This window comes from Streptomyces sp. DSM 106670 (assembly GCF_055792845.1).
The window spans coordinates 7206104-7218464 of sequence record NZ_CM147704.1 but is presented as its reverse complement, the minus strand read 5'-3'; the positions used below and the strand labels follow the sequence as shown (position 1 = coordinate 7218464).

Below are 12361 nucleotides of genomic sequence, written 5' to 3'. Positions count from 1 at the left end.
GTCCGGGAGCGCGAGAGGGCCGGTATGGACGAGGGTCGGGACCAGTGGATACGGGTGCCGGTCGGCGACGACGCGGCACGCTGGGCCACGCGGGTGCGCTGCCGTCGCGTGCTGCTCGTCGTCCACAACGTCACCTCGGCGACCCGTCTGCTCGACGTCCTGCCGCTGTTCCACGACGACCTCGGGGTCCAGCTCCTCGCCACCTGCACGGGGTCCTCGGCGTTCCGCTCGGGCATCGCCGACCTCCTCGCGGACACGGGGGTGCCCGTACTGCCGTGGGAACAGGCCCTCGCGACGCCGGTGGACCTGGCGATCTCGGCCAGCTTCGGCGGTGAACTCCACGCGATCCAGGGGCCGTTGGTCGTACTTTCGCACGGTATTGGCTATACCAAGAGGCTGGCAGCACCGATCGCCGAACAGCGGTTCGCAGGTGGCGGGGGCGGTGACGCCCACAGCGGCCCTCCGCCCGTCTTCGGGCTCTCGCCCGACTGGCTGCTCTCGGAGGGAACTCCCCTTGCCGACGCCCTCGTCCTCTCCCACCCGGAACAGTTCGACCGGCTGGCCGACGCCTGCCCCGAAGCACTGCCCACCGCCGTTCTCGCGGGCGACCCCTGCTTCGACCGGATGCTGGCGGCACGCCCGTACCGTGAGCGGTTCCGCAGGGCGTTCGGCGTGCGGCGCGGGCAGCGCCTCGTGCTGCTCAGCTCGACCTGGGGTCCGCAGTCGCTGCTGGGCAGCGGAGAGGATGCCGGCGACGACGTTGTGCCGGCACTGCTTCCGCAGCTCACCTCCGAGTTCCCCGCCGACGAGTACCGCATCGCCGCCGTACTCCATCCCAATGTCTGGCACGGCCACGGCCCCGGTCAGGTCAGAGCCTGGCTGGACCGGGCCAGGCGGAGTGGCCTGACCCTGATCGACCCGTTGAAGGACTGGCGGCAGGCGCTTCTCGCAGCCGACCTGGTCATCGGGGACCACGGCTCCGTCACCTATTACGCCGCCGCGCTCGGCACCCCCGTGCTGCTCGGGGCCGCGCCCCTGGACAGCCTCGACCCCGACGCCCCCATCGCCGACTTCATCCGGACCGCGCCCGGGCTGAACGCCCGGGCGGCCCTGCGCAGCCAGGTCGACGCGATGATCGAAAGCCACGTCCCGCAGCCGGGCCCGATGCGCTTCACCTCCTCCGTGCCCGGCGAGGCGGCCGTACGGCTGCGGCGCGCGTTCTACGAGCTGATGGCCGCCCCCGAGCCGTCGGGCCCCGCCCTGCTCGAACCGCTGCCGCTGCCGGCCCCGGAGCCCGCTCCCCGTACGGCTCCCCTGTGGGTGCTGACGCGTTTCCTCGCGGGCCCGGAGGTCGCCGTGACCCGGTACGCCGGTCCCACCCGGGAGCCGGCCGGGACCGGGGACGCCCACCTTGCCGTTCATGAGGACACTCGCGATCCGGGCCAACTCGGCCTGGCCGACGTCGTCTTCCGCGACGGCTCCCCGGACGACCAGCGGTTCGGCCCACCCGGTCGGTGGGGCGCCGAGGTGCTGGCCCGGCACCCGCACTGCGCGCTCGCGGCGTACGTCACGGGGCCCTCGTCCTGCGTCGTCCGGACCCGCGACGGAGCCCTGCTCCGGCTCACCGCGGGAGCGGAGGCCGACGCGGACCCGGCGGTGTACGCATCGGCGGTGCACGCCTGGCTCGCGGCGGGCGGCACCCACACCTCCCTGATCGTGGACGGTCTGACCGTCCACACGGGCAGCACCGCACACCATGTGCTGGTCGCGGCGGAAGCAGAGGAACCAGTGGCCGACGGAACCGAGAAACGCCGCAGGGCTACCCCGGCAGCCCGGCACCACCTGCACGCAAACGGCGGAGATAGTCCACGTGCTGGTCGGCGTTCTCCTCGGTCAAGACCCTGATCGCCTCATCGATCAGCGGCAGCGCGGACGCACGCTCATCGCGGACCAGCAGTATTTCGGCAAGGTCCGTAAGGGCCCGTGCGGTGTTGTACGCCTCGCCTTCCGCCCGGAAGGCCTCCAGCGCACGCTCCACGTGGCTCTGGGCTTCGTCCAGCCGCACAAGACCCAGGAGAGCCCGCCCCAGGTGACGGTCCAGCAGGGCCCGCGCGCGGGATACGTGCGCCACGCCATCGTCGTCGGAGCCAATGCCGGAAAGAACGGCGTGCGCCTCGTCGAAACAGTCGTACGCATGCTGGTGGCGCCACTGGTGGAGACGTACCAGCCCCAGGAATTCTATGGCGGACGCCAGTCCGAGCATGTGCCCCGCAGCTCGCTCATCACGCACGGCTGCCGCCGCCTGCGCACCGGCCTCATCATGGAGCTGCAACTCTCTCAAGGTATGGGAGAGCTGCGCATGGAGAGCTCCTGCGGCCCGGCTGCCCGGAGCTCGGGTGTCCGCAACCCTCGCCCCGATGCGCAGCACCGGGAGCACCACATCGTGGTGACCGGCCTTGAGCTGGAGCGGCCACAGGGCACGGCAGAGTGTCAGCACCGTGTTCCACTGCTCGCACTCCTCGGCGGTGGCTATGGCTTCGACAAGGTTGGGGAGTTCCACGGCGAGCTGTCCCAGAGCTTGGCCACGCCCACTGTAGTTCCGGGCCGCACCGCCTTCCGGCGCATCCGGCACCCGCCAGCTCTCCGGGAGCGCGGCCCTCGCTGCCGTCACCGACAAGCGCAGGTAGTACTCCATCGCACGGGTCATGGCCGCCCAACAGCCGGCAATGCCTTCCTGGTGGTACGCGACCTGTTCCGCGTGGGCGCGAACGGCCGACCGGTACCGGTAGCGTCCGTCACCCGCATGTTCCAGCAGGAGCACCTCCGCCAGCCCTTCGAGCAGCACCTCGGTCGTCCGGACGTCGAAGCTCGCGACATGCGCCGCCGCCTCGGCGTCGAAGGCGGGCCAGTCCCGCAGGGCCATGAGCCGGTACAGCCGGGCAGCTTCCGGTGCCAGCAGCCGGTAGGCCTCCGCTGCGGCCGTCCGCATGGGGTTTCCGTCGTTCGCCGCGAGGCCTGCGGTCGACGAGCGCTGAACTGGCGAGAAGGGCGGACCGGTCAGCGTGTGCGCGCCGGGGGCGAGGAGTTGGGGTACGGAAGCACGCAGCGCGCAGGGTGATCCACCGCAACGCTGCAACAAGGCAGGAAGCACCGCACGGGCCGAGCGCATGACCTGCTTGCCCACGATCTTGGTGAGCAGTCGAGCCGCATCCCGGTCGCTGAGCGGTCCGACCGGCACGGGGAGCGCGTCCAGCCCGGGGAGCGGACGCTGGGCGACAACCAGCGTGAGCACGGAAGGGGCGGATGTGAGCAGCGGGGCGATCTGGTCGGCGGACCGGGCGTGATCGAGCACGAGGAGCAGCTCGCGGTCCGCCACGACACGGCGGAAGGTTTCGATGCGATCCGCTTCGACTGGCGGTATCTGCTCGTCCTCCAGGCCGAGTTGGCGCAGGAGATAACGTAAGGCTGTCGCTACCGTGTGTGTCCCTCCCGCACTCCGTCGTCTCAGGTCCACGTAGAGCTGCCCGTCCGGGAAGCGACGCTCCGCCCGCCAGCCCCAATGCACGGCGAGGGTGCTGGTACCCATGGCATCGTCACCGTGCACGAGGGCAACCCGGGGACGTCCGTCCGCCTTGCGGGCCGCCTCGCGATCGAGCAGCTTCATCGCCCCTTCACGGTCGGTGAAGAAGTGCACGGAGGCGGGCAGCCTGGGGCGCCCGATCGTCGGCGGCGTCATCTGTACGCTCAGGACGAATGCCCTCCACAACCGGGCGGCCTCCGGATCGCTCCGGACACTGTCGTAGATGAGTCTCGCCAAGGCTTCCCGTTCCTCCAGGTCGACCGGCGCGACGACCTCCCACCTGATCAGTCGCCGCACCAGCACGCCTGCCGAGTCCCAGGCCGCCTTCCCTGCTTCACTCGCCACGCCCGAACCGATGGCGCCGAGCACCGCCATGATCGCGGCCATCGAAATGGGATCCAATATGACGCCTCCCCCTAGCAGAATGGACCGCCGCTCTTCCCCGCCCGAGTCGGCGTGGATGCTGTCAGACGGACGAACCACACTCAAGGAGTACCCGTGAATCCGCCTCCGCAGCCCTTCACCCTCACCCCGGGCGCCGCCGACTCCCCGGTCCTCCTCCACGTACCGCACGGCTCCCGCCGCATCCCCCACGACGTACGCGAGGGGATCACGTTGGACGACGACGCCCTGGAACGCGAGCTCGACCACATCACCGACGCCCACACCGCCGAACTGGCCGCGACAGCGGCGCAGATCGCCCCGGTCACCCCGTGGCGCTTCGTCAACAACCTCTCCCGGCTGGTCGTCGACCCCGAACGCTTCCCGGACGAGCGGGAGGAGATGCTCGCCGTGGGCATGGGCGCCGTCTACACCCGCACCACCCACCGCGAGCCGCTCCGCCCGCCGGAGACGGACCCGGGCCCGCTGCTGGAGGCGTACTTCCACCCGTACGCCGAGGCGATGACGGCGGCGGTCGAGGCGCGACTCGCCGCCGCGGGCCGTGCGGTGATCATCGACGTCCACTCGTACCCGACCGCGCCCCTCCCCTACGAACTCCACGGCACGGGCCCCCGCCCACCCGTCTGCCTGGGCACCGACCCGTTCCACACCCCGCCCGGGCTCCTCGCAGCGGCGGAGAAGGCGTTCGGCGGTCGCGTCGGTCGCGGCGGCATCGGACACGACACACCGTTCGCCGGTACGTACGTTCCGCTCCGGCATTACGGAACGGACCGCCGGGTCGGCGCGCTGATGATCGAGATCCGCCGCGACACGTACATGAGCGAGCCGGGCGGCCCCGCGGGGCCGGGGCTCGACATGCTGGCCGGGGCACTGGCGGAGCTGGTGGGGCTCGTCGGGCCGATGTGACCGTTCCGGCCGCCGCTACGCCTTGCGAAGCCGGCCGATGATGCCGTTGAGGTCGTCCTCGAAGATGCGGCGGTCGACGTAGTGGCCGCCGCCCCGCTCGCGCCACTCGTGGTGGATGCCCGCGCGGTCGAGGAAGCCGCGGAACTCCCGCTGGGTTTCGAGTACGCCGACCTCGTTGAACGTATCGAACCAGTTGACCGGGTCGGGGCTGGTGCCGGCGGCGAGGAAGATCCGCTTGCCCCGATAGCTCTCCAGCCGCTCGATCGGGTTGTCCGCGGTGACCCTCGCCTGGTCCCAGAACGGCGCGCCGTAGATGGTGCCGCCGCCCAGTTCGACCGCGGCGGACGAGGCATTGGCCCAGTGGGTGACCGCGCCGTTGACTCCCGCGACCGGGCCGCGCAGGCTGGCCGGGCCGGAGTGGGAGCTCACCGAGGCGAAGTGGCCCCAGTACTTGGCCGCGTACTTCAGGGCGCCGAAGCCGCCCATCGAGAAGCCGGAGACGGCGCGGCCGTCGAATTCGGCGTACGTACGGAAGTTGGCGTCGATCCACGGGATCAGCTGCTCGATGTGGAAGTGCTCCCAGTTGCGGGGGCCGACGTTGGTGCTGACCGGGTTGGAGTACCAGCCCGCGCGTCCGCCGTCGGGCATCACCACGATGATCGGCTTGCCCGCGGTGATCGCACGGATCTCCCTGCGGTCCCAGGAGATGAAGTCCTCCTCGCCGCCGTGGAGCAGATAGAGGACCGGGTAGGTGCGCCCGCTTCCGTGGTAGCCGTCGGGGAGCAGGACGTTGACGGCGGGCGCCCAGCCGATCGCGGCGGTCTCGAAGCGGTAGTACCACATGCGGGGGTCGTGCTCCATGCGGTCGACGATGTGCAGTCCGAAGCCGTCGCCGGCCGCGGCCCCCCGGGCGGCCGCGGTCGCCGATGACGCCGACGCGAGGACGCCCGCGCCACCGAGGGCCATCGCCGCGGAGACTCCTCCGACGGCCCGGAGGACGTTCCTGCGGGTGGGCGGCTGCTTGTCGTTCAACGTGATCTCCTGTCGCGAGGGTTCATGGTGCGGGTCGGTCAGCTCGTCGAGCCGGTATCAGAACCAGCTCTGAAACGCGGTGTCATTGCACGCCCAGGTGCGGAAGCCCAGGCTGCTGTCGTCGATGCACCGGCCGGTGGCCTGGTTCTGGAACCGGACCGAGCCGTCGTTCCAGACCTTGACCCACCAGCTCTGCTCCGGGCTGGAGTTGCAGGTCTGCACGGTGCGGAAGCCGTTGTCGGTGTCCTCCATGCAGCGGGCCGTGTTGACGCTCCGCAGTTGGCGCGTGCCGTCGTTCCAGGAGATGATGTTCCACTTCTGCGCGGTGCTGCCGTTGCAACTCCAGGTGCGGAAGCCGTTGTCGGTGTCGTCGATGCAGCGATTCGTGGCCTGGTTCCGGAAGGACTGGGCGTCGCCCGGGTTGGCAAGGGCCACGGCGCCGGCCGACGAGGACGCGGACGGGACGCCGGCTGCCAGGGCGGCGGGAGCCTGAACGAGGGACACGAGGGCGGCGAGGGCAACAGCCCCGCCCGCAAAGACTTTTCGCGTACTGCGCACGTCTACGCACGCTTCCTTCCCGTGGTCGAACCAACGCCCGATGCCGAAGGTTCCGCTGGTACGCAATGTATTCACCGTCCCCCGTGCCACGGCATCCGGAACGATCCGGAGTGACAGCGCGCGAAGGCCCCTGATGCGGTGCGCCCTCAGCCGATCTCCACCACCCGCGCCCACTGCGGCGGACCGGGCGGCACGTAGTCGGGGTTCTCCTCGTCGTAGGAACGCCTCCTGCGCTCACGGGGAAACAGTCCGACGACCGTCCGGCACGCCGGTTGCGCCGACGGCCACGGTGTCTGGCCGTCGGTGAGGACGACGATCGCGTCGGGCCGCGGCTGTGCCCGCAGCGCCCGGGCGAAGCCCGTACGCAGATCCGTTCCGCCTCCGCCCACCAGCGGGATGCCCTCGGCCTGGCAGAGCGGGTGGACGACCCGGGTCGCCGCGTCGCAGGCGAGGACGGTGACGAGGTCGCGGCGGCCGCCCACCGCGCGGGAGATGGCGGCGACTTCGAGGAGGGCGCTGCCCAGTTCGGCGTCGCTGACCGAGCCGGAGGTGTCGATGACGACGGAGACCCGGGGCGGTCTGCGGCGCAGGCTCGGCAGGACCACACCGGGCAGCCCGGTGGAGCGACGCGAGGGGCGGCCGTAGGTGTAGTCCTCCCCCGCTCCCGGCCCCGAGGCGGCCGAGCGTACGGCCGCGCCCAGCAACTCCCGCCAGGGCTGCGGAGGATGGAACGCCTCCTCCGCCCACCGCTTCCACCCCTTCGAGGCGTTTCCCGGCCGGCCCGTGATGCCCTGCGCCACCCGGAAACGGACCGCGTCCTGCTCGTGCGGGCTGAGCCCGTGGGCGCCGTCGGGCCCCAGCTCCCATTCCCTCTCCAGCCCGTCCGCGCCACTTCCGCAGTCCAGCCAGGCGAGGTCCTGGGTGCGCGAGCCGAGGCGGAACTGGTACAGGTAGTCCTCCATCAGCTCGCCGGGTTGCAGGTGCAGCGTCGACGGGTAGACAGCGCCCTTCGGCCGGGCCAGGCCGTCGCCGTACACGTCGTCGTTGATCTCGCAGTCGGCGGCGATGTTCATCCGCAGCCGGTCGCCCGGCCCGGTCAGCCCGCGCTGCCTGGCGACCCGGTCGCTGCGGCCGTGGTGGTCGCGCAGCAGGTGCGACACCTCGTGGACCCAGACACCTGCCAGCTCCTCCACCGGGGTCCGGGCCACGAAGGACGGCGAGACGTAGCACCGCCAGTACCGGTCGACGGCCATGGTCGGGACCTGCCGTGACTCCACGGTGTGCAGGGCGAACAGCGCGGTCGCCAGATAGGGGCGGGCGCGGGCGGCCTGCAGTCGGGCGGCGAAGAGCTTTTCCAGGTCGAGCGCGCCCGGCGCACCCAACGCTCCCGTCGTCGTCATCGTCATCCTCACCGGCCCACCGTCGCCGGGGACTTCGCCTTCGCCGCGACCCGGGCCGCCGCGCGGTCCGCGCGTCCGGACAAAGACACGACGCCCGCGAGCTGCTCGATGGCCGCCGGTACGTCCCAGTCCTCCTGGCGCAGCGCGGCGAGTGTCGTCGCGGGGACGACCACCAGGTCCGGGGCGCCGGTCTCCATCGCCCGGACGAGCAGCGCCCATGCCGCGTCCCAACGGGCCCGGTCCGGTCGGGTACGCACCACCGCGACGACCCCGTCCAGCGCGGCCTGGCGGAGATCGCCGCGCTCGGGCAGAACCGCCCCCGCCGGGTCGGCGAGGAGGTCCTCGGGGTCGGGAAGGTCCATCCGGTCCAGGCTCGCCAGCAGCTCCAGCCCCGGACCGTCCCCCACCGTGCCCCTGACCAGCAAGGACAGCACCTCCCTGGAGGATCCGGCGGCGGTCGCGAAGGCGATCAGGCCCAGGGTCATGTCCCAGCTGCGCGGGGAGGGCCACGGGCCGCCCCGGCGTGTCTCCGTACTGGGCAGCCGGTGGACGAGCGTGGGACGGGCGGAGAGCAGCCCGCACACCGCGCGCCGGGCGAAGTCCACGGCTTCGGGCAGCCTCTCGGGGTCGAGGCGGGGCAGCGTCGCGCGGGGCCAGGTACCGGCGAGTCCGCGTACGACGACCTCGTGGTCGTGGGTCCACTGGAGGTGGACGAACCGGTTGGCGAGCGGCGGGCTCAGCTCCCAGCCGTCGGCAGCCGAGGAGCGCGGGTTGGCGGCGGCCACGATGCGTACGCCGGGCGGGAGTTGGAGGGCACCGATGCGCCGCTCCAGTACGAGGCGGAGGAGCGCGGCCTGTACAGCGGGCGGTGCGGTGGACAACTCGTCGAGGAACAGCAGGCCCTTTCCGGCCCGTACGAGGCGGACGGCCCAGTCCGGCGGGGCCATCGGGACCCCCTGTTCGGCGGGGTCGTCGCCGACGATGGGCAGCCCGGAGAAGTCGGACGGCTCGTGCACGCTGGCGATGACCGTGGTGAGCGGCAGGTCCAGGGAGGCGGCGAGCTGGGTGAGGGCGGCGGTCTTGCCGATCCCCGGCTCACCCCAGAGCAGCACGGGCAGGTCGGCGGAGACCGCCAGGGTCAGCGCCTCCAGCTGGATGTCGGGGCGCGGCTCGGTCGTGGTGTCGCGGAGCAGGCTCATCAGCGCGTCGGCGACGGCGAGTTGGGAGACGGGTGCGGAGTCCGTGAGCACGGGAGTGGACGGGCTGTTCAAAGACATGGGTGATCACCTGAGGGTATGCGAGAGGGCGAATGAGCACGGGTGCGTACGGGTGTGGGTTCGTACGGGTGTGGGTGCGGGTACGTGTGGTCAGGGAGCGGGAGTCGGCGGGCCCGGGACCCAGGGTCAGCGGACGGCTGTGTGGCGCGAGCGCCGTGCCCGGCGCGGACGGGGGGCGACGATGCGGCGCGCGTCGGAGCGGTGGCGGATGGGACCGGGCCCGAGCAGGTCGGCCCGGAACAGTCCGTAGGTGATCCGCCGTTGCGCGGCGGCCTCCAGTTCGTCCCGCAGTGGACCGCTCCTCAGCACCGCTCCAGGCCCGAGCAGCCCCTCGACGACGGCCAGGGCGCCGGCGATGTCGCCGTGGTCGAGACGTTCACGGACCCCGGTGAGACAGTCCGGCCGCCGGTGCGCCTCGTCGATGGCCTGGAGGCAGGGCAGCGGAGTGCCGGTCAGGGCGACCAGCAGCTCCTCGCGGCGGATCTCGGCCGGGTCGTGGTCCAGGGGAACGAGCACCCCTTCGACCAGGCCGATCCGGTGCTGGGCCCCACGGCATTCCACGAGGCGCGGCGCTCCGGCCGGTTCGCCGTTACGGGAACGGGTCGCCGCCGGATCGGGCGGCGGCAGATCCGGCACGAGGGCCCGCGCGACCAGCGGGTGCAGCCGGCCGGCCTCGATCACCCCGGTACGGAGCAGGCCGAGATCGGGCAGCACCCAGGTGGCCGCGTCCGGCAGCACCGGCACGGTGGACGCACCCGGGTCCGGGGTCACGGCCGCGATCCGCGCGACAGCCGTGCCACCCCCACCCCCCTCCCCGGCCTCCACACGCAGGAGAAGCCGCCGCCGACCGCCCAGCCGCACGCCCACCGTTCCGCCCGGCCCCAGCCCCTCGGCCCGGAGCAGGATCGCGGCCTCCGCCGCCCAGCGGTCGACGGCGCAGCGACGGTCCGACGGCACGGCGCGCCACAGATCCGGCTCAACTTCCGTGGAGACAAAAGCGGTTGACGTTTCATCAGCACCGGAACGCATCCGCAACTCGTCAACCCTGCGCGCATCCCACAGATGCCGGTGCAGATCGAGACGGTAGCGCCGGTTCGGATGCGGGTGAGGGTGACGGCGGGCGCCCGGTTCGGCGTGCGACCCGTCCCACAGGGCGAGGCTGATCCGCTGCCCGGCGTCCGCCCAGGCGGGCGGGGTCCGGACGACCAGGTGCAAGGGGCTCGGCCCGTCGCGCCCGGGTGGGTCGTAGCGGGCCAGCGCGATCGTCAGCCCCGGGCGCAGCAGCCCATTCGGGGCGATTCTCGGCAGGTGCCAGCGCAGCAGGTCAGGAGCCAGATGGCGAAGGTCGGCCCGGATCCGGGCGGCGAGTTCCCGGCCGTGGCCGAGCGCCACGGAACGGAGCCGGAAATCGATGTCGACGCCTGCCGCGGCACACGCTCCTGCCCAGTCCCCGGCCTCACGGCGGGCGGTCGCAGTCTCGATCATCGAGGCCGGCACGGCGAACTCGCGTACACGCGGCCAGAACGACGGGAAGAAGGGGAAAGACGGGAGAGACGGGTGGAAATCCCGATCCGCGGTCGAAGTGAGCATCAGCACTCACCTTGCGCGGACGGGTCCCCCAATCTGTTCATGGAGTGAGTCATCGCGGGCAGCGTAGCTCGCCCCGACGGGATGCGCCAGGAATATTCTCGCGGCCCGAATTTCCCCACCCTGCCGTGCACTTCACCTCCTGCGGACCGGCTCACCCCTCGGTGGCCGTGGCCCTCGACCATCAGGACGCGTTCGCCGCGGGCGGCAGTCCGTCGGAGCCGGGACAGCCGAGGACGGGCCGCGCCCCGCGCAGGGGGCGGCCCGTCCTCGTACCGTCGTACCGGCGTCCGGTCAGTCGCTCAGAAGAAGACCCCGCACCGCAGCATCACGTTCGCGTACGGCCGGGCCTCCCCCGTGCGGACCACCAGGCGGGCCGTCGCCGTCAGCGCCTTGAAGTCGTCGTGCGGGACCAGTTCCAGCCAGGGGAAGTGGGTGTCGAGGAGCGCCGCGGCCGCCGGGTTGGCGTCGCGGATCTCCTCGGCGGCCGTCGCGCCCTCCACGACCAGCTCGTCCAGCAGGCCGTCCAGGACCTCGGCGAACGACGGGGTGCCGGCGCGGAAGGCCAGGTCGACGACGCGGGGGCCGGGTGGGATCGGCATACCGGCGTCGCAGATCAGGACGGTGTCGCCGTGGCCGAGTTCGGCGATGGCTCCCGCCAGATGGCGGTTGAGGATGCCCGACTTCTTCACAGCGCGTCGACCTCCTCCAGCGTCGGGAAGGACTCCTGCGCCCCCCGTGCCGTGACCGCCGCCGCGCCCACCCGCACCGCGAAGGCCGCCGCCTCCCGCAGGTCGTCGCCCCGGCCCAGCCGCCAGGCGAGGGCCGCCGTGAACGCGTCCCCGGCGCCGGTCGTGTCGACGGCCTCCACCTTCGGGCTGACGAGGTGGTCCAGGGAGTCCGTTCGGCTGTCGGCCACCAGGGCGCCGGCCGCGCCCAGGGTGATCACGACCGAGCGCGGTCCCAGCGCGAGGAGCGCCGGGGCCCACTCGTGCGGCGTCTCCCCCGCGTCCTCGCCCAGGATGTACCGCGCCTCGTGCTCGTTGACCACCAGCGGATCGCAGGCGGCCAGCACCTCCTCGGGGAGCGGGGCGGGCGGCGACGGGTTGAGGACGAAGCGGGTTTCCGGCCCCCGGCCGCGTACCGTCTCGGCCACCGTGGCCGGCGGGATCTCCAGCTGTACGGAGATGACCCGGGCGGCCGCCAGCAGCGGGGCCGCCGCCCGGACGTCTTCGGGCGTGAGGCGTCCGTTGGCGCCGGGCGAGACCACGATGCTGTTGTCGCCCGAGGGGTCGACGGTGATCAGCGCGACGCCTGTGGGTGCCCCGCCCACCAGGACGCCGTCCGTGTCCACGCCGGCCGCGCGCTGGGTCTCCAGCAGCAGCCGTCCGTGGTCGTCGTCGCCGACCCGGGCGAGCAGAGCCGTCCTGGCGCCGAGGCGGGCGGCGGCCAGCGACTGGTTGGCGCCCTTGCCGCCGGGGTGGACGGCCAGGTCGGAGCCGAGGACCGTCTCGCCGGGCGCGGGGCGGCGCTCGACGCCGATCACCAGGTCGGCGTTGGCCGACCCGACGACCAGCAGGTCGTACCGGTCGTCGGGGTCGTTGTCGTGCATGTGCGTG

10 protein-coding genes are annotated in these 12361 nt (G+C 72.3%); 2 read left to right on the top strand and 8 right to left on the bottom strand.

Going from position 1 to position 12361, the window contains the following annotated elements:
• Positions 1-24: 24 nt before the first annotated feature.
• Positions 25-1905 (top strand): hypothetical protein, encoded by a 1881-nt coding sequence (locus tag ACSMXR_RS31930; protein ID WP_473170464.1) that lies wholly within the window; start codon positions 25-27, stop codon positions 1903-1905.
• Here ACSMXR_RS31930 and ACSMXR_RS31925 read toward each other — a convergent pair.
• Positions 1820-3967: a tetratricopeptide repeat protein gene (locus ACSMXR_RS31925; RefSeq protein WP_473170463.1), complete on the bottom strand. Its 2148-nt coding sequence runs from the start codon at positions 3965-3967 to the stop codon at positions 1820-1822. The two genes, ACSMXR_RS31930 and ACSMXR_RS31925, sit on opposite strands and share 86 nt — an antisense overlap.
• A gap of 111 nt (positions 3968-4078) precedes the next feature.
• Here ACSMXR_RS31925 and ACSMXR_RS31920 point away from each other — a divergent pair, with 111 nt between their 5' ends.
• Positions 4079-4888, top strand: a complete 810-nt coding sequence (locus ACSMXR_RS31920; protein ID WP_473170462.1) for an N-formylglutamate amidohydrolase — start codon at positions 4079-4081, stop codon at positions 4886-4888.
• Positions 4889-4903: 15 nt separating this feature from the next.
• Here ACSMXR_RS31920 and ACSMXR_RS31915 read toward each other — a convergent pair whose 3' ends face one another.
• The 7 genes from ACSMXR_RS31915 to ACSMXR_RS31885 form a co-directional block, all read right to left on the bottom strand.
• Complete coding sequence (locus ACSMXR_RS31915) at positions 4904-5920, bottom strand: alpha/beta hydrolase (RefSeq protein ID WP_240805780.1); 1017 nt, start codon at positions 5918-5920, stop codon at positions 4904-4906.
• A gap of 57 nt (positions 5921-5977) precedes the next feature.
• Complete coding sequence (locus ACSMXR_RS31910) at positions 5978-6424, bottom strand: RICIN domain-containing protein (protein ID WP_473170461.1); 447 nt, start codon at positions 6422-6424, stop codon at positions 5978-5980.
• A 200-nt stretch (positions 6425-6624) separates the two neighbouring features.
• Positions 6625-7878, bottom strand: a complete 1254-nt coding sequence (locus ACSMXR_RS31905; RefSeq protein WP_473170460.1) for a vWA domain-containing protein — start codon at positions 7876-7878, stop codon at positions 6625-6627.
• 8 nt (positions 7879-7886) lie between these two features.
• The gene (locus ACSMXR_RS31900; RefSeq protein WP_381855164.1) at positions 7887-9155 is read right to left on the bottom strand and encodes an AAA family ATPase; all 1269 of its coding nucleotides are present in this window, start codon (positions 9153-9155) and stop codon (positions 7887-7889) included.
• A 126-nt stretch (positions 9156-9281) separates the two neighbouring features.
• Positions 9282-10745, bottom strand: a complete 1464-nt coding sequence (locus ACSMXR_RS31895; RefSeq protein ID WP_473170459.1) for a hypothetical protein — start codon at positions 10743-10745, stop codon at positions 9282-9284.
• 299 nt (positions 10746-11044) lie between these two features.
• The gene (gene rbsD / locus ACSMXR_RS31890; RefSeq protein ID WP_473170458.1) at positions 11045-11434 is read right to left on the bottom strand and encodes a D-ribose pyranase; all 390 of its coding nucleotides are present in this window, start codon (positions 11432-11434) and stop codon (positions 11045-11047) included.
• Positions 11431-12354, bottom strand: a complete 924-nt coding sequence (locus ACSMXR_RS31885) for a ribokinase (protein WP_473170457.1) — start codon at positions 12352-12354, stop codon at positions 11431-11433. The genes rbsD and ACSMXR_RS31885 overlap by 4 nt, the downstream gene beginning before the upstream one ends.
• Positions 12355-12361: the final 7 nt, after the last annotated feature.

What these genes read in the sequence shown, in the direction of transcription:
- ACSMXR_RS31930 (WP_473170464.1), top strand. Translation starts at nt 25, where the DNA reads ATGGACGAGGGTCGGGACCAGTGGATACGGGTGCCGGTCGGCGACGAC.
- ACSMXR_RS31925 (WP_473170463.1), bottom strand. Translation starts at nt 3,967, where the DNA reads ATGGCCGCGATCATGGCGGTGCTCGGCGCCATCGGTTCGGGCGTGGCG.
- ACSMXR_RS31905 (WP_473170460.1), bottom strand. Translation starts at nt 7,878, where the DNA reads ATGACGACGACGGGAGCGTTGGGTGCGCCGGGCGCGCTCGACCTGGAA.
- ACSMXR_RS31900 (WP_381855164.1), bottom strand. Translation starts at nt 9,155, where the DNA reads ATGTCTTTGAACAGCCCGTCCACTCCCGTGCTCACGGACTCCGCACCC.
- ACSMXR_RS31895 (WP_473170459.1), bottom strand. Translation starts at nt 10,745, where the DNA reads ATGCTCACTTCGACCGCGGATCGGGATTTCCACCCGTCTCTCCCGTCT.
- ACSMXR_RS31885 (WP_473170457.1), bottom strand. Translation starts at nt 12,354, where the DNA reads ATGCACGACAACGACCCCGACGACCGGTACGACCTGCTGGTCGTCGGG.